Raw genomic sequence first — 21,337 nt, 5'->3', positions numbered from 1 at the left:
TGCCGTGTAGAAACGATCTATTCCGCAGGCGTCGGCCGATCGAGCTCGTCAAACCGCGCGAGCGCGGCGTCGAGGTCGTCCTCGTTGAAGATTTCACAGCGGTTGACGAGGTCTCCATCGATCGTGAAGAGGTCGATCACCCGCCACTCGGCGTGGAAGCCTTCGTGCGAGGTCCCATACACCGCTGCCGTGATAACCGCTCCGAGGTCGCTCAGCCGGTGCACGGCTTCCACATAGCTCCTGAAGTCCGCTGCGATGTCCCAGAAGGCGCGGAGGGACGCGGGCCAATCAGGCGCCTCAATCGTTACGAGCGGCCGATGGTCGATGTAAACCCAGTCCGGCGCCGTCGCGGGAAGTTCGTGCCGGTTGAATGCGGCGTAGAGCCGCGAGTTGACCGACCACGTGCGCGCGTGGGCGGCCGCTTCGCCGGCGAGATAGCGAGCATCGAGTTCTTCGAAGGCGGCGTCGATGTTGTCGAGGTCGAACGAGACGACTCCAACGACCCGCTCGTCGGCGTCGATCTCGACGACGCTGAGGAACTCGATGATGTACGCCTCAGGCCCTTCCCGGCGGCCGGAGAAGCGGAGACGCACGAGGCAGAGGCCGTCCCCGCGAGTCGCCAAGGGCGTCGATGTCACGTTGGTCAGTGAGAGGTCGGCGATCGCCCGCATGTCTGCGATCTCGGCGTCTCGACCATATCGGATTCCCGAGCCCACCACCCGACGCCGATCGTCGTTGGAAAAGTCATCGGCCATAGTCCCCGCCATGGCGTCCCACTCGCTTCGCGCGAACTCCCCCATGAAGCGCACGACCACTTGGCTTGCCATGTTTTCCAGCCGTGGCGGCTGCGGTTGCAGCTCCTCAAAGCTGGCGATCGCGACGTCGAGGTCGGCCTCATCGAACAATTCGCAGCGGCTTACGTTGTCATCCTCGGCCGCCAGAAGTTCGATCATTCGCCATTCGGCGGCGAAGCCTTCTTGCGTCGATCCATACGCCGCGTGGGTCACGACGGCAGCGTGGTCGCTCAGCCGGTGCACGGCCTCGATGTACATCTTGAGGTTCGGCGTGAGAGCCCAAGCGCCACGGATATATGCGGTCTGGTCGGCCGCCTGGAAGGTGGCGCGCATGCGGTGGTCGATCGTCACCCATTTCGATGTCACCGGGGGGAGTTCGTGGTTGTTGAGTGTGGCGTAGCCGTTGGCGATGACGGACCAAAACTTGCTGTAAGCCGCCGCTTCACCGGCGAGGTATCGGGAGTCGAGTTCCGCGAATGCCGCGTCGATGTCGTCGGGGCTGAACGAGACGGACACGGCTATTCGCTCGTCGGCGTTGATTTCGAACATGACGAGCACATCTGTGAGAAAACCCTCTTGTTCTTCTTCGCGGAAAGACAAGCGCTGTCTCGTGAGAACTAGGCGCTCGCCGCGGGTCGCGACGGCGGTCGACGAAATGTACGTTGCGCGCAGGTCGGCGACCACCCGCAGGTCTGCGATCTGGGCGTCTCGACCATGCCGTACTCCCGCGCCCACGATTCGACGGCGATCATCCTGGGCGAAATCGTCGGCCAACATCTCCGCCATGCTGTCCCAGTCGCGCGCGTGGAAGTGCGCCAAGAAGCGCTCACCGACTCGGCTCGCAGTGTTTTCCAGCTGTGGCTTCGGATGCAGTTCGTCAAAGCGGCCGAGCGCGGCCTCAAGGTCCGCCTCGTCGAACATCTCCGAGCGGTTGATTACATGGCCTTCGACCGTGAACAGGTGGATCATCCGCCACTCGGCGTCGAAGGCGTCATGCGAAGTTCCTCGCGCGGTACTGGTGACGACCGCTCCGAGGTCACTCAGGCTGTGCACCATCTCGATGTAGATGGTGACGTCCGGAGTCATGTCCCACGTCGCACGAGTAAAGTCGGCCAGATCTGCTGCCTCGACCATCACAAGCGGTCGATGATCGATGTAAACCGAACCTGATGCAGTCGCCGGCATTTCGTGCCGGTTGAATGCGGCGTAGGCCGTGGCAATGGCCGTCCACACGCGCGCGTACAGTGCCGCTTCGCTGGCGAGGTAACGCGCGTCGAGTTCTTCGAACGCGGCGTCGAAGTCGTTGGTTTCGAACCAGACACGCGCAGTCATACGCCCTCGGTCGTTGATTTCGACGAGGTTAAGCACCTCGGAGTGGAACGACTCGGCCCGTTGATCGGATCCGGACCACTGCCATCGGGCACGGCTGAGGACCAGGCGTTCTCCGCGCGTCGCGATGACGTCTGACATTGTGATCGTGAGTCCAAGCTCGGCGACTGTCCGCGCGCTTGCAATCGCGGCGGCGCGACCTTGTAGGAGACCGATGTTCACCGCACGACGACGATCATCGACGTAATAATCGTCGGCGGCTATCTCTGCCATCGCGTCCCAGTCTCGGGCCCCGACACACGCGAGGAACCGCCGGTCCACCCGGCTTGCCGCGTTCTCCAGTTGACGCGCTGCTGGTTGCAGTTCGTCAAAGCGGGCGAGCGCGGCGTCAAGGTCTGTCTCGTCGAACAGCTCGCAGCGGCTGATCAGATCACCCTCGACTGCCAGAACATTGATCCCGCGCCACTCGGCATCGAAGCCCTCTTCCGAGGTCCCACGCCCCTCCCAGGTGACAACCGCTCCGAGGTGGCTCAGCCGATGCACCGCCTCGATGCAAATGCTGCCCGCGGGGGCGTTCAGTGAGGCGCGGAGGTATGCGGTCACGTCACCGGACGCGACTGGTATTCCCCGACGGTGGTCGATATTCACCCAGTCGGGTGTCGTCGCGGGGAGTTCGTGCCGGTTGATTGCGGCATGGGCGCCCGCGATGACCGACCACGTGTGCGCATGGACGGCCGCCTCGCCTGCGATGTACCGCGCGTCGAGTTCCTCGAATGCGGCGTCGATGTCGTCGGCGTTGAACTGGACACGTGCCACGATCTGGTTTTCGGAGTTGATCTCAGATACGCCTAGCTCCTTGTGCCCCGACCAGCTGTCGAGGCCGAAGTAAGAAGCCAGTACGAGGCGCTCCCCGCGGACCGCAATCACCGTTGGCGTTATGTCCGTTACTCCGACGTCGGCGATAGCGCGCATGTCCGCAATTTGGGCATCGCGACCGCGCCGGGTCCCGACGTTCACGACGCGACGACGATCGTCCATCAGAATGTCGTCAGCTAGTAATTCGGTTATGGAGTCCCAGTCGCGGGCCGCGAAGTAGCTCACGCAGCGTTGCTCCACTTGGCTTGCCGCGTTTTTCGGACGCGGTGCCTGCGGTTGCAGCTCCTCGAAGCGGGCGAGCGCGGCGTCGAGGTCCGCCTCGTCGAAGATTTCCAAATCTTTGATGAGATCGCCTTCGACAGTCAGTATCTCGGTTGTCCGCCACTCAACGGCTAAGCCTTCCGGCGAGGTCCCATGCATGATAAAGGCGGCGACCACTCCGAAACTGCTGAGCCGGTGCACCCTTTCGATGTGGATGGTGAGGTCTGGCGTGACGTCCCAGACGGCGCGTAGGGCCGTCGGCAGATCGCCCCCCTCGAACGCGGGAAGCCGGCGGTGATCGACGGCGACCCAGTCCGGCGTCGTCGGCGGTATGTCGTGCTTGTTGACTGCGGCGAACCACCGCGTGATGACCGACCATGTCTCCGCGTGGCCGGCCGCCTCTCCGGCGAGGTATCGAGCATCGAGCTCGGCAAAGGCGGCATCGATGTCGTCGAGGTCGAACGAGATGTTCGCCAGGAACCGCCCGTCGGAATTAATTTCCGCGATGTTGAGTACCTCCGTGAGGAATGGCTCAGATCCTTGATCGCGTCCCGAAAAACTGGTCCGCGTCAGGGCGAGGCGCTCCCCGCGCGTCGCGATGACGGCCAATTTGAGGTTGGTGATGATCCAGAGCTCGGTGATAGCGCGCATGTCCGCGATCTGGGCATCCCGGCCATGTTGCACGCCTGCGCCCACTACCGGCCGACGATCGTCTCTGAAAGAGTCGTCCGCCAATAGCTCTGCCATAGCGTCCCAATCGCGCGACTCGTACCGCGTCAGGAAGCGCTCGCCCGCTTGGCTTGCCGCATTTTCCAGTTGTTGCACTGGTGATTGCAGTTCGTTAAATCGAACGATTGCGGCGTCAAGATCTTCCTCGTCGAAAATCTCGACGCGGGTGGCCAAGTCACCTTCAAATATGAAAAGGGCGATGTTTTGCCACTCGGCGTCGAGGCCCTGGCGCGAGGTCCCGTGCAACGCTTGGGTGATGACCGCCCCGAGGCCGCTCAGTCGATGGACCGCGACGATGTGGTGGCGGACGTCAGGCGTGTCATCAAACGTGGCACGCACGAACGGGACGATGTCGCCTGGGGCGAAGGCGATCCCGCGCCGGTGGTCGATGTTAACGAAACCAGCTGCTGTCGGGGGTATCTCGTGGCGGTTGAGCATGGCGTGGGTCTGGTCAATGAGCGACCACGTGTGCGCATAAGGGGCCGCTTCGGCGGCGACGTAGCGGGCGTCGAGCTCCGCGAACGCAGCCTCGAGGTTATCGAGATCGAACCCGATGTGCGCCGAGATCCGACCGTTGGTGTCGATCTCGGCGATTATCAGCATCTCGGAAACGAACTCTCCGTTGCGCGGATCGCTGCCCGGGGAATGCATACGAGTGAGGACCAGGCGCTCGCCGCGGGTCGCGATCACGGTCAACGTTATGTTCTCCGCAGCAACAACATCGGCCAGGGCTCGCTGATTTGCGATTATGGCCTCGCGGCCATTCCAGAATCCACTATTGACCACGCGGGAACGATTGTCGATGGAACTGTCGTCAGTGAGGATCTCGGCCATCGCCGCCCAGTCACGGGTCCCGAAATACGCAAAGAAGCGCTCCTCCGCTCGGCTCGCCGCGTTCGCCAGCTGTCGTGCAGGCGGATGCAATTCATCAAAGCGGGCGAGTGCCGCGTCCAGGTCCGCCTCGTCGAAGATCTCGCACCGGCTGAGGCGGTTACCGTCGATCATGAAAACGCTGATCGTCCGCCACTCGGCGTCGAAGCCCTCTGGGGATGTCCCTGTCATAGCGATGGTTAACACGACGCCGAGTTCGCTGAGCCGATGCACGGCTTCGATCCGGGTTCTGACGTTCTGTGTAACGTCCCATGTGGCGCTGGCGAGTGCGTCTATGCCCCCCGCATCGAGACCGTCTAGCCGCCGATGGTCGATGTATACAGAATCTGTTGTAGCGTAATCGATTTCACGACAATTGAATGCGGCGCAAGCCGCCACGATGACGGACCACGTATGCGCGTGGGCTGCCCCTTCGCCGGCAAGATATCTCGCATCAAGCTCGGCGAAGGCGGCGTCGACGTCGTCGAGGTCGAAAGCGACGACGGCGGCGATTCGTTCATGCTCATTGATCTCGACGACGCTGAGTAGCTCTGTGAGGAAAGCATCGCGCCCTTCGTCGCGGCTCGAATAGCGGGTACGTGTGAGGAGGAGGCGCTCCCCGCGCGTCGCAATGACAGCAGTAGTGATCTTCGTGATCCCCAGGTCGGCGATCGCCCGATTGTTTTCTATCTCAGCATCTCGGCCATGCCGAACGCCGGCGCTTACCACCCGACGGCGATCGTCAGTGGAAAAGTCCTCGGCTATGAGCTCTGCCAAGACTTCCCAGTCGCGGGCCGCGAAGCACGTCTGGATTCGCTCGATTAGTCGGCTTGTCGTGTTTTCCAGTCGTGGTGCCTGCGAGTGTAATTCGTCAAAGCGAGCGAGCGTGGTGTCGAGGTCTGCCTCGTCGAACAACTCGCCGCGCTTGATCAGATCACCGCTGACCGTTACGAGTTCGACGATTCGCCACTCGGCGGCGAAACCCTCTTTTGACGTGCCATGCGAGACCTGTGTGAAGACTGCGCCGAGATTGCTCAACCGGTGAACAGCTTCGATGTAGATATTCAAGTCCGGCGTGAAGTCCCACATGCCCCGGATGCTCGCGGTAGGGTCACCCGCCTCGACCGTTACAAGTGGTCGATGATCAAGTAATTCTGTTGGCGTCGTGGGAAGTTCGCGCTGGTTGAAAGCGGCGTGGACCCCGCTGATGACGGACCAGGTGTGCGCGTGCGCGGCTGCTTCACCGCCGAGATATCGGGCGTCGAGTTCGGTGAACGCGGCCGCGAAGTCGTCGGGGTCGAACACTACGGCGGCCGCGATCCGTTCGTCGGCGTCATACTCAACGACCTGGAGCATATCGAGTTCAACTGCATCGTGGTTGTGGCCCGAATTGTGGACGCGCATGAGGATGAGGCGTTCACCGCGGGTCGCGATGATGTCCACCGCGATGCGCGTCAATAGCCCGATGTCGACGCCCGTCCGCAGGTCTTCGATTGCGATATCCCGACCGTGCCGAACCCCGCTATTCACGACTCGACGGCGGTCGTCGTTGTAATAATCCTCGGCGAAATCCTCCGCCAGGGCGTCCCAGTTGCGGGCCTCGAAGTGCTTCAGGAAGCGCTCTTTCACAGCATTTTTCAGGCGCGGTGCCGGCCGACTCAGCTGATCGAATCTCGCGATCGCAGTTTTCAGATCGGCCTCGTCGAAAATCTCGCTGCGACTGATCATGTCACCTTCGACCGCAAGGATCTGTACTCCGCGCCACTCGGCATCGAACCCATCTTGCGTGGTTCCATGGGCTGAATGGGTGACGACCGCTCCAAAGTTGTTTAGTCGATGCACGGCCTCGATGTGCGTACTGATGTCTTGTCCGAGCTCCCATCCCGCGCGGATGTAAGAGATTAGGTCACCGGGTGCGTATGCCGCCCCGCGGCGATGGTCGATATTCACGAAGTCCGGTGTCGTCGGGGCAAGTTCGTGACGCTTGATCGCGGCGTATGCTCCGGTGACGAGCGACCAGGCGTGCGCAAAATCGGCCGCTTCACCGGAGGCATAACGGGCATCGAGTTCTTCGAGCGCGCCATCGATGTCGTCGGGATCGAAGATAAAAAGCATCGCGACCCGGTTGTCGGCGTTGCTCTCCACGACGTTGAGTACGTCCGTGTGGAATGCCCCGGGCTCTTCATCGGGGCCCGAGTAACGCGCACGCGCGAGGACAAGGCGGTTGCCGCGGATCGCAATAACGGTCGACGTCACCTTCGTCATCCCGAAGTCGATGATTGCCCGACCGTTAGCCACCACCGCGTCTCGACCGTGCCCCACAGCATGGCCTATGACTCGACGGCGATCCTGCGTCGTAATGCCGTCGGCGAATGTCTCTGCAAGGGCAGCCCAGTCGCGTGCCATGAAACACGCGTTGGAGCGTTCGTGCACTTTGCTTGCCGCATTTTCGAGTCGCGGTGTCGGTCGGCTGAGCTGCTCGAACCTCGCGATCGCGGTGTCCAGATCCGCTTCGTCGAATAGCTCACAGCGGCTGACCAAGTCGTCTTCGACCGTGCAGATGAACACGATCCGCCATTCGGCATCGAAGCCTTCCTGTGAGGTTTCATGCCCAACATGGGTGAAGACCACTCCCAGGTCGTCGAGCAGATGGACGGCCTCGACATGGTTGCGAATACTGTGGTTGTGGTCTAAACCGGCACGTGCGTAGTCGATTACCTCACCAGCCGGGAAAGCTGCGCCGCGCCGGTGGTCGATACTCACGCAGTCCGGCGCCATCGGGGGCAGCTCGTGTCGGTTCAGCGCGGCGTAGTTCTCCGCAATGACAGACCATGTGCGCGCATGGGCTGCCGCGTCGCCGGCGAGGTAACGGGCGTCCAGCTCGGCGATGGCGGCGTCGAAGTCGTCGAGACCGAACGCGATTGCCGTGACGATCCGATAGTCGGCGTTGGTCTCGACGATGACGAGCACCTCCGAGAGTAGTGCCTCGGACCCTGGATCACGATTTGTAAAGCGGCTACGCAGGATGACGAGGCGTTCGCCGCGGACCGCGATGACGCGCGAATCCACGTTCATGACGGAGAGGTTGGCGATCGCTCGCATGTCCACGATTAGGGCGTCTCGACCATGTCGAATTCCCGCGCCCACCATCCGACGGCGATCGTCCATGACAATGTCGTCGGCCAGTAGTTCTGCCATGGCGTCCCAGTCGCCGGCCGCGATGTGGGCCAAGTAGCGCTCACCTATTTGGCTTGCCGCGTTCTCCGGCCGATGCGCCTGCGGCAGTAAAACCTCAAATTTCGTGATCGCGGTGTCCAGGTCCGCTTCGTCGAATAGCTCACAGCGGCTGACCAGTTCGCTTTCGACCATGCAGATGAACACGATCCGCCATTCGGCATCGAAGCCTTCCTGTGCGATTTCGTGCCGGACATGGGTGAAGACCACTCCGAGGTCATTGAGCCGATGGACGGCCTCGACATAGTTACGGATGTTGTGTTCGTCGTCCAAACTGGCACGGGCGTATGCGATTACCTCGCCGGGGGCGAACCCCGCAGCCCGCCGGTGGTCGATGCTCACGCAGTCCGCCGTCATCGCGGGCAGTTCATGGCGGTTGATCGCCGAGTAGTTTTCCACTATGGCGGACCACGTGTGCGCGTGGGCGGCCGCTTCGCCGGCGATATAGCGCGCGTCGAGTTCGGCAATGGCGGCGTCGAAGTTGTCGGCGTCGAATACGACAATTGCTGCAATCCGATTGTCGGAGTTGATTTCAACGACACCGAGCGCATCGCTCTGGAACTCGTCGGATGCAGTAGTGCGGCCAGACGAGCGCGTGAGGACTAGACGCTGGCCACGGACCGCGACAACGACGGACGCCATGTGCGTGAATCCGGCCTCGACCATCGCCCGCAGGTTCGCGATCTCGCCGTCCCGACCGTGCCGGACCCCTGCGTTTACGGCGCGCCGACGATCCTCGAGTATGAAATCGACGGCCAGGACCTCTCCCAGCGCATCCCAGTCACGAGATGCGAAATGCGACGAGTAGCGCTCGGCCACTTGGCTTGCCGAGTTTTCCAATCGATGGACCTGCGGGTGTAGTTCCTCGAACCTCGCGATCGCAGCGTCGATGTCTGCCGCGTCGAATACCTCAGAGTGCCCGATCAGGTTCCCCTCGACCAGCAAAATGTTGGCCCCTCGCCATTCGGCATCAAAGCCCTCTTGTGACCTCTCGTGGGCCACATAAGTGAACATCGCCCCAGAGTTATTCAGGCGATGCACGGCCTCGATATAGATTCGGAATTGTCCGAAATCTCGCCCAGCGCGGGCGTATGCCGCCAGGTCGGCGTAGCCGAACGCTGACTCACCTCGGTGGTCGATGTCCACCAAGCTCGATGTCGTGGGCGGGAGTTCATGGCGGTTGAGACCGGCATACGCCCCAGCAATGACCGACCAGGCATCCGAGTGAGCGACCGCGTCACCGGCGAGGTAGCGCGCGTCGAGCTCGGCGACGGCTGAGTCGAAGTCGTCGAGCTCGAACACGACAACGCCCGCGATTCGCTCCTCGGCGTTGATCTCGACGATTTGAAGGGCGTCGTTTTGAATCGCTTCGGGGTCACGGCCCGAAACGCGGACTCCTGTGAGGGCGAGGCGCTCGCCGCGAGTTGCCAGGACGTCCAACATCGTCATCGTGAATCCGACAGCAGCGGTTGCCTGAGCATCTTTGATATTGGCATCTCGACCATGCAGGATCCCGGCGTTCACCACCCGCCGGCGATCGTCGACGCAGACGTCCTCAGCCGATATTTGAGCCACGGCGTGCCAGTCGCCGGCAGCAACATACGAGTAAAGACGCTCGAATACACGCGTTGCGGTGTTTTCCAGCCGGGGTGCCGGCCGACTAAGTTCTTCGAATCTCGCGAGCGCAGCATCGAGGTCGGCCTCGTCGAATAGCTCGCTGCGATTGAACTGGCCGCCTTCCACCGTCCCGACGGCGATTTCGTGCCACTCCGCCTCGAAGCCTTCTTTCGTGATTCCACGGCCCTTGTGAGTCACCACTGCGCCCAGATTGCTCAGTCGGTGCACGGCCTCGATGAAGATTTTGATATCCGGCGCGACGTCCCACGTGGCACGGATGTAAGGGGTCATATCTCCGGGCGTGAACGGCGCCACCCCACGGTGGTCTACGCTCACCAAGTCCGGCGCCGTCGGCGGCAGCTCGTGTCGGTTGACCGCGGCATAGCTGTCCACGAAAAGCGACCATGTTTGCGAGCAAGCCGCCGCTTCGCCGGCGAGGTATCGGGCGTCTAGCACGGCGATTGCCGCGTCGAAATCGTTCGTGTCGAAAGCGAAGATCGCCGAGATTCGCTCGTCAGCGTCGGTCTCCACTATCTGTAGGAGATCGACGCGGAACGCGTCGGGTTTATCGTCGAAGCGCGAGAACTGATTCCGGGCGAGGACGAGGCGGTCCCCACGGGTGGCAATGGTGTCTGACGCTGTTTGAGTGACTTCCAGGCCCGGGGCCGTCCGGAAATGCCTCATCATCGCATCTCGACCCCGTTGAATCCCAACGCCTACGACAGCACGACGATCGTCGCCGTACAGTTCGGCGGCGAAGTTCTCCGTTAACGCGTCCCAGTCGCGGACGGCGAAGTTCGCCAAGAAGCATTCATTCGCCCGGCTTGCCGTGTTTTGCAGCCTTGGCCGTGGGTGTTCCTCCTTGAGGGCATGCGCTGCGTCGAGTTCGGCCATAGCCGCGTCGATGTCGTCGACGTCAAACCACACTTGCCACGCGATTCGACCCTTGTTGTCGATGCCGTATAGCTGGAGCAATTCGTCTTGCGGCGCTCCGGCGGTTACATCGAGGGTGCCCAACGTAAGTCGAGCGAGAGCGAGGCGCTCGCCTCGTACGGCAATTACGACATGACGCGCCCGCATGATTCCCGCCTCGAGATCGCGCCTCGTCTGCCGTATCACATCGCCCGACCGGAAATCGGTAGGCGTGAAGCCGACTATTTTCCGCCGACTCTCTATAGTGCCGTCGGGTGCGAACAACCGCTCGAATTCGTCCCAGTCCTCGTGATCAACAGCGGCCGTGACGCGTTCGCTGGCTTGGACGGCCGCCGTGTGGAGCTCGACAGCGGGCGGTTCGGGTGCAGCCGGGGCGGTCGGGATGGGCTTGCCGAGAACCAGGCGCGCCCGCTCGACAAGTGTTGCAGCGCCTTTCCGTTCGTACAGGTCCGCCGCTTGCTCGGCGGCGGCTCGAGCCCCGGCGACGTTGCCGGCGGCGCCCAAGACCGTTGCCAGTGTCAAGCAGGCGTCGCCATGATCAACCAACGCGTCGGTGTGCTCGGCCACGCTGACAGCAGCCTCCGCGACTCGGCGAGCCTCGTCGTGGTCGTTGCTGCGCGAAAGCAGCCGCGCCCGAAGTGTGCGCCAGGCGATCGACGCCTTCAGGGCGTGTCCGGCGAGACGCTCACTCTCCGTGCATAATTCGTCGGCCTCGTCACCTCGGTCGAGTGCGAGGCACGCGCGGCCGAGCAACGCGGCGGTCTCGGCGGTGTCGGCATCGAGGCCCATGCGGCGAAATCCGTTGTATGCCTGTCGTAAATGCGGCTCGGCCGCAGCAGGATCGCCGACTACGAGCTCGACGATGCCGGCGAACTGCTGGACCTCCAGAACGGCATGGCGCAGGCCGAGTTCGGTGACCGTGCGCCGGGCCGAGTCGATCATCCGCCGCGCTGCCGCGGCGCGTCCACGGAAGGCCTCCAACATGGCCTGGCACCGCGTCGACGTCGCCTCGACCGCGGGGGAGTCGGTCGTGATTCGAAGCAGCCGCACCACGTCCAGACACCGGCCACCAGCGCGCGGAACGGGATTGGGCCCCCACAGCGCCGCTAGCGGCGCGTTCGCCAGAACTGCATTCACCCGGCGGTGCTCACGCGCGCGTCGTGCCGCGGTCAGAGCGTCGTCCAGTGCGATTTCGCAGTCACCGATTCTCCCGAGCCGGGCGAGGCACGCTGCACGGACGGTGTGCGCCATGGCTTCTCCGGCGGCGTCGTCCAATTCGGCCAGCTTGCGGGCGGCTGCGCCCACCGCGGGTTCGATCTCGTCGAGTCGCTCAGGATGGACCAACATCGAGAGTTGTCCGTCGAAGCACGTTGCCCATGCGGCCAACCGAGCCGAATCGCGCGTCGCTTCCTGTAGTTGCGCCACCGCGCCGGCCGCCGAGGTGACGTCACCCGCCGCCAGCAGTGCCTCGCACCGGGCGATCAGTACCGCGGCAACTTGGTCGTCACGGTCGGGGAGTTCGTCATCGATCTCCTCCAGCGCGTGACGGGCCCGGTCGTAAAGGTCGGCGGCGCCCTCGTAGGCGAGGCGGGTCATCGCTTGGTCCGCCGCACGCCGGCAGTACTCGACGGCCTTGGCCGCGTTTCCCGCCCAAGCACATTCAAAGTAGTGATGCGCCAGTTCAGCGAGCAACTCGTCGTCCGCGCCGGGCTCGTTCTCCAGTGTTGTGGCGATGCGCTGGTGCAGCCGTAACCGGCGTACAGACGGCAGCTCTGCAAGCAGCGACTGTCGCACGATGGCGTGGTTGAACCGATAGTGACCGCTTGACTCTTCGATCACGATTCCGGCCTTGCACGCCTCGTCGAACGCATCGACGAGGTCAGCCTCGACCACGCGCTCGACCAGTTCCAAGCCGAATCGGCTGCCGACGACAGCGGCCGCCGCAAGGGCTTTGTTCGTCTCCGCCGGGAGCCGGGTAAGTCGGCGGCTTACGGCCTCACGAACCCCTTGCGGCAGGGTGCCCGGATCCCAATGGCCGCCACTCTCGTCGACGTGGCGCAGTGCCTCGATCAGGAAGAACGGGTTGCCTCCGGTGACCGACGCCAGCGCGCGCGCCAGCTCTTCGTCGTCGTAGCCCGCCTCGACGACATACGCGGTGACGTCCTCCTCGTCCAGCCCGCTGAGCGCAATGCGGTCAGCGGTGCGGTCGCGGTGCAGGTCGGCGAGTGTTGCCGCCAGGGGATGGGCGCGGTCGAGGTCGGTGCTGCGATATGTGCCCAGGATCTGAACGCGGGCGTGCTCGCCGAAACGCAGGAGATGCCGCAATAGGAGCAGGGTGGGTTTGGCTGCCCAGTGCAGGTCATCAAGGACCAGTACGACGGGCGCGCTCCCGGACGCGAGTCCCAACAGCGCGACGACAGCGTCGAACAGTGCGTAGCGTTCGGTGTCCGGATCGGCGCGGGCCGGCGCGGCAAGATCGGGCAGGAGATCGGTCAGGCCCGGGACCAGTGGGAGCAGTGCCTCCGCGCCGCGCATTCCGCGAAGCCGACTGCTGCCGAGGCACGGTACGAGCGCACGTAGCGCTTCCGCAAATGGTTGGTAGGGCGCGCCGAGGTCCTCGTCGCAGCGGCCATAAATCACCAGGGCGCCTTGGTCGTAGGCCTGTCGCGACCATTCCCCGGCCAGACGTGTCTTGCCGACACCGGGTTCGCCGGCGATCAGCACCGCGTTCGTGGCACCGGCGAGGGAGGTCTGCCACGCAGCAAAAAGCCGTGCGAATTCGTGCTCGCGGCCGACGAATGGCCCCGGGCCGGCCAGCACCGCGGGCAGGCTGGGGCGTTTGAGGGGCGCATCGGTTGTCACGGCATGACGATGATCATCGGCGGTCTGGAACCGAAGCTCGAAAACGTGTTCCGGGCGCACGAGGTTACGCAGCTCGCGCATCCCGAGATCGGTGAGCACAGCGTCGTCGCGCAGTGAGTCGATGACGAGCTCGGCGGTCGCGCCCGAGCAGAGGATCTGCCCACCCACAGCGAGTGACCGCAGGCGGGCGGCGCGGTTGACTGCTCTACCGAAGTAGTCGCCATCGCGCAGCTCCACCTCACCGGTATGCAAGGCCATGCGGATGCGCAGCGGCTCACGCAGCGACCACGGCTCCTGGGCGATCGCTTCCTGCAGCTCAATCGCGGCGGCAGCCGCCGCCGACGGCCGCTCGAAGACCGAGAACGTGGCATCGCCCTCGCCGCGCGTCTTGATCAGTCGTCCCCCTTGAGACGTGACGACCTGTTCGATGAGCTCATCGTGGCGTGCGAGCGCGACCGCCATGGCGTCGGCGTCCGCCTCCCAGGCCGCGGTTGATCCCTCGATGTCGGTGAGCACAAAGGTCACGGCGCGAGTAACCGACGAAGCCTGTTGTGCCACGGCGATATCCAGCGATGCATCCTGCGCGACGATCGCAGCCTCGAGCCTGCGAAGGTTTGGCCCGGGATCGACGCCCAGCTCGGCGGCAAGCAACGATCGTGCCCGTTGGTAAGCGGCCAGAGCTTCACCTTGTCGGCCGGCACGGTAGAGGGCGAGCATCAGCTGGCCCCATCGTCTTTCCCGCAGCGGGGCGTCAGCCACCGCGGCTTCGAGATCGCCGATGACTTCCGCGGCCCGACCTGTGGCCAGCAGGGCCTCCGCCCGGTCCTCAACCAGCGCGGCATGGCCCTCGATCCACCGGGTCTTCTCAGAGGTTCCGCGCCGCCCATCGGGTAGTTCGGGGATTCCGCGCCAAAGGGCAAGAGCTTCCTCGAAACGGGTCACCGCTTGGCTGGTGTCGCCTGCGGCGGCAGCCTCGCGCCCCAATCGGGCGGCCGATGTGTAGAGCGAGGCATCAACCTCGCTTTCGGCGAGGGTCCAACCTGCTCCCTCGGTCAAAACAAAACCGTCGCCCAAGGTGCGACGAAGCGAGGAGATATGGGTCGGCAGGGCTTTGGCGGCAGTGCGTGGCGGGTCGTCGCCCCAGAGCAACTCGACGAGGGTGTCGGCGGACACGACGGAACCGCTGTGCAACCCGAGCATCGTGAGGATGGCGCGAGGTTTGGCGCCCGGGATGGTGACGGGCGCCCCGCCTTGCCGGACGTGGAGAGGTCCTAAAACCCCCAGCTCCACCCATGGAAGCGTACTCACATTGGCAATCGTCGGTGGTGCGATTCAATGCCTGTTAAAGATCGAGTAAAGGCGCCGCAGACCGTAGCCAGCTAACTAGCAGCAAATCGGCTCGCGAACTTTTAGTACGGCACCCAGACGCCGTTGAAATATGCACCCCACTGGTGAAAGCCGACACTCCACATCGGTTCGTTCGGTGACCACCATGGCCGTGGCGGCGGGGGCGGCACGTCCTGCGACGCAAATGGGGGCGCGTATGGCGGCTTGGGCGCGTACCACTCTGGTGACGCGGGCGGCGGTTTGCATTCGAACGTCGCCACATTCCACGACATGTTGGAATCGCACTCCGCCGAGCTGATCCCCGGCGTCGCGATCACCGTGGCCGCGATCGCGCCCGTGGCAGCCACAACGACAGCGGTCAGACGACGAAATAACCACCTCATGGTGGGCCTCCCCTTGGCGTCATCCCGGCCTGGGATGACGCCAGCCTATTGCGTCGATACCGCCACGACCAGAAAAAATCATTCCGGAACGGCACACCGCCGGCGTGGCATGTCCGTCCGGCCGGGAGTTATGCGCGTCACCGTGGTATCAAGTACTTAATATTCGGAGGGCTGGTTGCTCGACGCCGAGAAGATCCTGATCACCGGTTACTTTCTGTGTGAGGTCCTCAGCGCGTAAATCCCCACTCTGCCTCGTTCTCTTCGGTTTTGAGATGCTCGGCAGGATCCTCGGTGTCGGCGAGCGGCGGCTGAGAAGCGCGGGGGGCGCGCTCACCGATTTCGGTAATCGCGTGTACGGGGCAGTCGAGCAGCGCGCGCATGACCGCGTCGCGATCCGGTTCCGCCACCGTGCCGTCCCCGATGAGCGATGCGTATCCCCAATCGTCCAGCGAGAAGTATCCCGGCGCGTGCTTGGCGCAGATGCCGAAGCCGTCGCAGACTGTGCGGTCGAGACGGATTTTCATGCTTGCCTCGCAGGTTCCGCCTCGTAGGGACGGTCCGCGCGGAACGGGCCGCGTGCGCAGTCCGGGCACGTGCCGTCGAGATGGACGCGGACTTCGTTCGGGAACTGATCGAGCAGGCTGGCGGCAACGTTGGTGGCGGCATCCAGCGTCGCGCACGCGCCGCGTCCCCGCAGCAGCACCGACCAGCGGCGCAACCGTTCGACATCTTCTGTCGTCGCCGCACCGTCGCGCAGCGCCCCGGCGGCCGCGGCCATCGCCGCCGTCCCGTTGAAGCAGGATCCGCACTGTCCGGCGTTTTCGCGGTCGAAGTACGCCAGCACCGACGCCGCGACCGCAACGGGACACTCGTCGGTGATGACCGAGATCGCGCCGCAGCCCAGACCGCTGCCGACGCGGCGCATCGTCTCGTGGTCCAAGGTTGTCGCCAACACCGAGCGGTTGAGCAGGCCGGCGAAGTAGCCGCCCATCAACGCTCCCCGAACGTGGTCTGCCGAAACACCATGCAAGGCAAGCAAGTCGGTGAACGCTAGGCCGTGGGGGAGTTCGTAGAGGACCGGCGGCCTACCCGCGCCGGTGATGGTGGCCAGGAAGGTCCCCGGCGACAGCGTGGTGCCTTCCGATCGATATTCAGCCGAGCCGTGGCTTTGCAGGTAGGGCAGGTTGGCCAAAGTCTCGACATTGCTCACCAAGGTGGGCCGGTCATCGACTCCCGCCTCGAAGGGCCGCGGCGGCTTGTCTGTCGGCTTGGCCGGGCCGCCGTTGATGGCCCGAACCGCAGCGGTCTCTTCGCCTGCCACGTATCCGGGCTGCACGGTGCGAAGGTCGATCGTGACGCCCAGGGTATCGGGATCCAGCTCGCCGAGCGCGGAGTCGACGCTGTGCGCCGATTCCTGGTCGGACACGTAGACGTAGGCGCGGTCAGCGGCCACGATCGTCGCGGCCAGCCGCAGCCCGTCGAGGACCAGGTGAGGGCGATTGCGCAGCAGCCAGCGGTCCTTGACCGAAGCCGGTTCTCCCTCTTCGCCATTCGCGACAACGACGGGGGGACCCATGAATCGTCCGTTGTCGCGCACCGACCGCAGCTTCACCGCTAGCGGAAAGGCCGCACCGCCGCGCCCGACCACACCACCGGATTCGACTTCGCGCAGGAATGCATCGGCGTCGGCAAGCGGACGGTAACCGCCGAGCTTGCGATAGGCCGCCAGGTCTTCCCGACCTTGGCCGGTCTGCTCATTCAACAGCCGCGGGGCGCACCCAGGTGCGCTGACGGTGGTGACGTTGGTGGATTCGGTGGTGCTCACGGTCGGCCCGCCATCGTCTTGGTTAGGCTTGCGCACATGCGAACTGCGGTGGTGCGTGTCAACGTCGACCCCGACAGCGTGCTCACGCCCGCGCAGCTACGGGACGGCATGGCGGCCCTCCTCGAGGTTGCGGACGAGGCCGGCGTCGGCGTCGTTGAAAAGGACCTCGCATCCATGCCGGCGAGTCGTCGCGGGGTGGAACTGCTCATTGCGGCCGAAGATGGCGATACGGCCATGGGCACGGCTATCGAGTTGTGCACCAAGGTCTTCGGTGTTGGACCGGTCCCGGGCGTGATCACCTTTGTCAGCCGGGGAACTGACGACGACGCGCACGGGGTGCTGTCCGCGTTCGGGTTGACCGGTGACATCGAGCGCACGCCCGGCGACGACGGATTCGACATCGTCCACGTGACGCTGCGGGAGTCCGACCTCGAACGGATTCCGGAAAGCCGTGTACACACGGCGCTGGAGGCGTCGCTCAATTGTGAGGTCTACATTCATACCGTGTAGCGCCATTACGAGCCCAGGAACTCGAGAATCGCGGGTGCCGCTTGCACCCAGGTGTCGAACATGTTGAAGTGCTGTACCCGGCCCGCGGCCCGGTCTTCGGACGCGCGCTCCCAGGCGTCCTCGGGCCAGGGCGGATCGATGAGCTTGGATCCCTTGATCAGGCAACTGACCTCCAGCGACGTCCGCTTCGGGTGATCCAAGTCGTTCTCGCCGCCGCGAATGATCAACGTAGGGACCTTGATCCGGTCGAACATCTCGTCCTCGACGCCCGGGATCGTCTGTCCGGGCTTGGAGACGAAGGCGTTGAGCCAGCGCAGCATCAACTTGAGGAACTCGCCGGAGTCGAAGTCGAGGAACCGCTGCTTGTTGTTCGGGTTCTCCTCGATGCGCTCACGCCACTCGGCCACCTTCATCACGCCGTCCATGCCCGTGCCGCGCACCGCGAGGATGCTGGGAACGATGTAGAAGGAGCCGAGCACGAAGGTTCCGTAGGTGCCCCCGACGATGTTCCACACCACGAGCTTGGTGACCATGTCGGGGTAGAGCATCGTGGTCAGCATGGAATCCCTTGCCCCACCGGAGCCTCCGGCCAGAATGCAGCGCTCGAAGCCCAGGCCGGTCACCAGCTTGTGCAGCGTGTCGGCGCGCATATGCGACTCGCTCTGTCCGTAGAACTGCACATCCGAGGCACCGCAGTTGGGCCGGTCCCACAGCAGCACCCGATAGCCGCCCGCGGCCAGAGCATCGGCCAGCGGACGCAGGCCGGGGATCTCCTTGCTGAACCGGCCGCCCGGCGTAAGGGCAATGAGATCGCCAGAGTCACCGAGGATTTCGTAGACGACATTTCCCCCGTTGATCTCGATAGAAGGCACCCGATTCTCCTGTAGCTAGGCCTGAACCAAAACGTCGTTGCCGACGACGCGCACCGGATAGGTACGGATACTCCATTCGGGCTTGACCGCGGTGGTGCCGGTCGCCAGCTCGAAACCCCATTGGTGCCAGGGACAGTAGATGTACTCCAGGTCGCGCACCATGACGGAATCGCCCGGCGCGGTCTCGTCGACGATCGTGCGCCCCCGGGGTCGTCCCGAACACAGCGGCCCGCCTTGGTGGGGGCAGTAGTTCGCGATGGCGTAGAACGTTCCGTTGACGTTATAGACGCCGACGCCGTGCCGTCCGATCGGCACCAGTTTGTGTGTGCCCGGCGGGATTTCGTCTACGGTTGCGACGACGTGCTCGCGGCCCTGGGCGAGACGTGGCTCGGGCCGCTTGGTTTCTTCCGTCAACTCAGAGCACCCGGGTCTGACCCTCAAGGACCGGAACGGTCTCGGGCAGGTGATAGGTCGCGATGCCGTTCTTGTACATGACCGCGTCGCGGGCGTACTTGGGCAGGTGCTTGACCAGCCAGCGCGGGTCGTCGAACGTCCAGTGCGGGTAGTCCGAGGAGAAGAGCAGAATCTTCTCGCACTCCATCCATTCCAGCGCGCGGGTCAGCTGGGTCTTGTCTTCCGGGTAGTCGAGCGGCTGGGTGGTGAACTTGATGTGGTCTTTGACGTACTCGGACGGCTTGCGCTTGATGTCGAGCCACGACCTGCGTGCGTCATAGATCGCGTCCATGCGCCACATCAGCGGAAGGATCCAGCTGAACGCGTGCTCGACGAACACGATTCGCAGCGTCGGGAATCGGTCGAATACACCGTCGAAGATCAGGCTCATCACCTGGTTGGCCGCCAGCAGCGAGTACGTCACCATGAAGTCGTGGTTGTAGCTGGGGAATCCCACCGGCGGAATCGGCAGCTCGTCGAACTGGCTGCGTGACAGGTGGCAGCTCACGGTGATGTCGTGTTTGGTGGCCGCCGCCCAGATCGGGTCGTATTTAGGGTGGCCCCAGGACGGTCTCGGCTCGGCCTTGATCAGGATCTGCGCCATGTAGGGGTGCCCAGCCCAGCGCTCGATTTCGCGGGCGGACTCTTCCGGCTCCTCGATGGCGGCACAGATGGAACCGCGCCACCGCTCGTGCCAGTTGTTGTGGCTGTCCAGCCAGTGATTGGCCTGCCAGTCGTTCAACGCGGCCGACATCGCATGCTGCGCCTCGGGTAGGCGGGCCGGGTAGGCGCCCGGTTCCAGGATCGCGATGTCGGAGCCGGCTTCCATGATCAGCTGACGGAACGCCAAATCAGGGTCGCTGCAGGGAAACTCGCCGTTGGGAGGGAAGGAGTCCACGCGCATCGCGTACGAGTGCGCGTAATCGGGCGCGTCGTAGTAGATCTGCTCGCCAATGGAGCGAGTGAGGAAGTACTTACTGCGCCACGGCTCGGGGATATACGGGAGCAACTCTCCGCGCTTGGGGGCCGGGTGAACATCCGAGTCGACGCAGCGGACGGCTATACGCTCGGTAGCGGGAACCCGCTCCTGCGAATGGGTCAACGTCATCTGGTTCTCCTCAGTCTTTCGCGATCTTTCTACTGTGCGCCCACCCCGGCAGGAATGTCTATGCCGTACAGCTGCGCCGCGTTGCGCCAGCACAGCTTCTCGCGCTGCTCGGCGGACAACGCGCTGGGCAACTTCGTGACATCGCCGCACTGCCAGTGTGGATAGCTCGAGCCGAACATCACCATGTCGTCTTTGCCGGTGAAGCCGAACCACTCGCCGGCGAATTCGACGTCGCCGGGGCCGTCGAGACTGCCCTGAACGAAATACACGTGACCCGGCAGGTAATCGCTGGGAATCCGCGGGGCCCATGGTGTCTGCTCGAGGTGCGGCCGGCCGAACGTGTCCATGCGCCAGATGAACGGCGTGATGAAGTCGGCGGCGCCATCGCCCCATACGAATTTGAGGCCGTCGAACCGCTCGAACACTCCCTCGGCGATCATGTTCATCTGGTGATACACGTAGTTCAGCGCCATGAAGCTGACGTACTGCTCGTAAGTGCGGGTGTTCCCGTTCGGCGTCGGCGGAAACGCGATGCCCGAGCCGACTTCGATGTGCGCGGCGACGGGAAGCCCGGCGTCGACGGCGGCCTCCCAGATGGGCCAGAACTGCGGTTTTCCGTAGAGCTCACGGGATTGCAGCGGCACGCCGATTTGGACCACCCGCGGATGTGCGCGCCATCTCTCGATCTCGCGCAGCGCGCCGGGGATGTCGTCGGGGTTGACCCGGATGGTGCCGCGGAACCGCTCGCCGAACTGGCTGGACTCCAGCCAGTTCGACACCATCATCTCGTTGTGCGCGGCGTGCAGCGCGCTGCCCAGGTGCCGGTCCGGCATGATGCCGCGCGCCATCGGATGCAGGACCGCCACATCGACCCCGCGCTTCGAAAATAGTTCATTGGCAACGAAATCCGGATCCGAACCAGGGTACTGGCGGTCGGGACCTTCGGTGTTGGGCGCGTACTCACCGCCGGGGGCGCCATACCAGTCCATCTCGTAGTCGGGGAAGCCGCGGCTCTTGAACGGCTCGCGCAGGGTCTTCCGCAGCGCTTTGTTGGACGGGAAGAAGATGTGCACGCTCGCGTCGATCAACGGTGCGCTGGTTCCGTCAGCGTGTGTGATCACGAGGGCCACCCTTCGGCTCCGGCGGCTGAAGCCGGCCGTGCGAGGTCATATGATAGCCAATCTAACATTTTCTTCAGCGGTCCATCAATGGGTTTCCGGTAAGCATTTCGTTTAATCATCATCCCTGGTAGCGGGCATTTTATGGGTTTTCGAACAAGTCTGATTCTTTTTTATGGATAATACCATTCTCCCGTCCAGGGACAGCCGCGATCC

9 protein-coding genes are annotated in these 21,337 nt (G+C 63.8%); 1 reads left to right on the top strand and 8 read right to left on the bottom strand.

Annotated features, from left to right (window positions below; all coding sequences use genetic code 11):
* Nucleotides 1–17 precede the first annotated feature (17 nt).
* From A5686_RS24890 to A5686_RS24875, 4 genes are all read right to left on the bottom strand, one after another.
* Nucleotides 18–14,795 carry a nuclear transport factor 2 family protein gene (locus A5686_RS24890; RefSeq protein WP_082947813.1) on the bottom strand — a complete coding sequence of 4,926 codons (14,778 nt, stop codon included), beginning with the start codon at nucleotides 14,793–14,795 and terminating at the stop codon, nucleotides 18–20.
* A gap of 119 nt (nucleotides 14,796–14,914) precedes the next feature.
* The gene (locus tag A5686_RS24885) at nucleotides 14,915–15,235 is read right to left on the bottom strand and encodes a hypothetical protein (protein ID WP_067939981.1); all 321 of its coding nucleotides are present in this window, start codon (nucleotides 15,233–15,235) and stop codon (nucleotides 14,915–14,917) included.
* A 227-nt stretch (nucleotides 15,236–15,462) separates the two neighbouring features.
* Nucleotides 15,463–15,759 carry a ferredoxin gene (locus tag A5686_RS24880; RefSeq protein WP_067939979.1) on the bottom strand — a complete coding sequence of 99 codons (297 nt, stop codon included), beginning with the start codon at nucleotides 15,757–15,759 and terminating at the stop codon, nucleotides 15,463–15,465.
* Nucleotides 15,756–17,060 carry an NADH-ubiquinone oxidoreductase-F iron-sulfur binding region domain-containing protein gene (locus A5686_RS24875; protein WP_067940086.1) on the bottom strand — a complete coding sequence of 435 codons (1,305 nt, stop codon included), beginning with the start codon at nucleotides 17,058–17,060 and terminating at the stop codon, nucleotides 15,756–15,758. The genes A5686_RS24880 and A5686_RS24875 overlap by 4 nt, the downstream gene beginning before the upstream one ends.
* A 36-nt stretch (nucleotides 17,061–17,096) precedes the next feature.
* Here A5686_RS24875 and A5686_RS24870 point away from each other — a divergent pair, with 36 nt between their 5' ends.
* Nucleotides 17,097–17,570, top strand: a complete 474-nt coding sequence (locus A5686_RS24870) for a hypothetical protein (RefSeq protein ID WP_067939977.1) — start codon at nucleotides 17,097–17,099, stop codon at nucleotides 17,568–17,570.
* Between the two features lie 5 nt (nucleotides 17,571–17,575).
* Here A5686_RS24870 and A5686_RS24865 read toward each other — a convergent pair whose 3' ends face one another.
* Genes A5686_RS24865 through A5686_RS24850 form a run of 4 tightly spaced genes read right to left on the bottom strand, consistent with a single transcriptional unit; the run spans nucleotide 17,576 to nucleotide 21,124 of the window.
* Entirely contained in the window at nucleotides 17,576–18,442 is an 867-nt protein-coding gene (locus A5686_RS24865) for an alpha/beta fold hydrolase (protein ID WP_067939975.1), read from the bottom strand.
* 15 nt (nucleotides 18,443–18,457) lie between these two features.
* Complete coding sequence (locus tag A5686_RS24860; RefSeq protein ID WP_067939973.1) at nucleotides 18,458–18,856, bottom strand: Rieske (2Fe-2S) protein; 399 nt, start codon at nucleotides 18,854–18,856, stop codon at nucleotides 18,458–18,460.
* Between the two features lies 1 nt (nucleotide 18,857).
* Complete coding sequence (locus A5686_RS24855; protein ID WP_067939971.1) at nucleotides 18,858–20,003, bottom strand: amidohydrolase family protein; 1,146 nt, start codon at nucleotides 20,001–20,003, stop codon at nucleotides 18,858–18,860.
* A gap of 29 nt (nucleotides 20,004–20,032) precedes the next feature.
* Complete coding sequence (locus A5686_RS24850) at nucleotides 20,033–21,124, bottom strand: amidohydrolase family protein (protein ID WP_067940084.1); 1,092 nt, start codon at nucleotides 21,122–21,124, stop codon at nucleotides 20,033–20,035.
* Nucleotides 21,125–21,337 lie beyond the last annotated feature (213 nt).

The organism is Mycobacterium sp. E2479 (assembly GCF_001667925.1).
Lineage (GTDB): Bacteria > Actinomycetota > Actinomycetes > Mycobacteriales > Mycobacteriaceae > Mycobacterium.
This window is presented reverse-complemented; position numbering and strand designations above follow the sequence as displayed.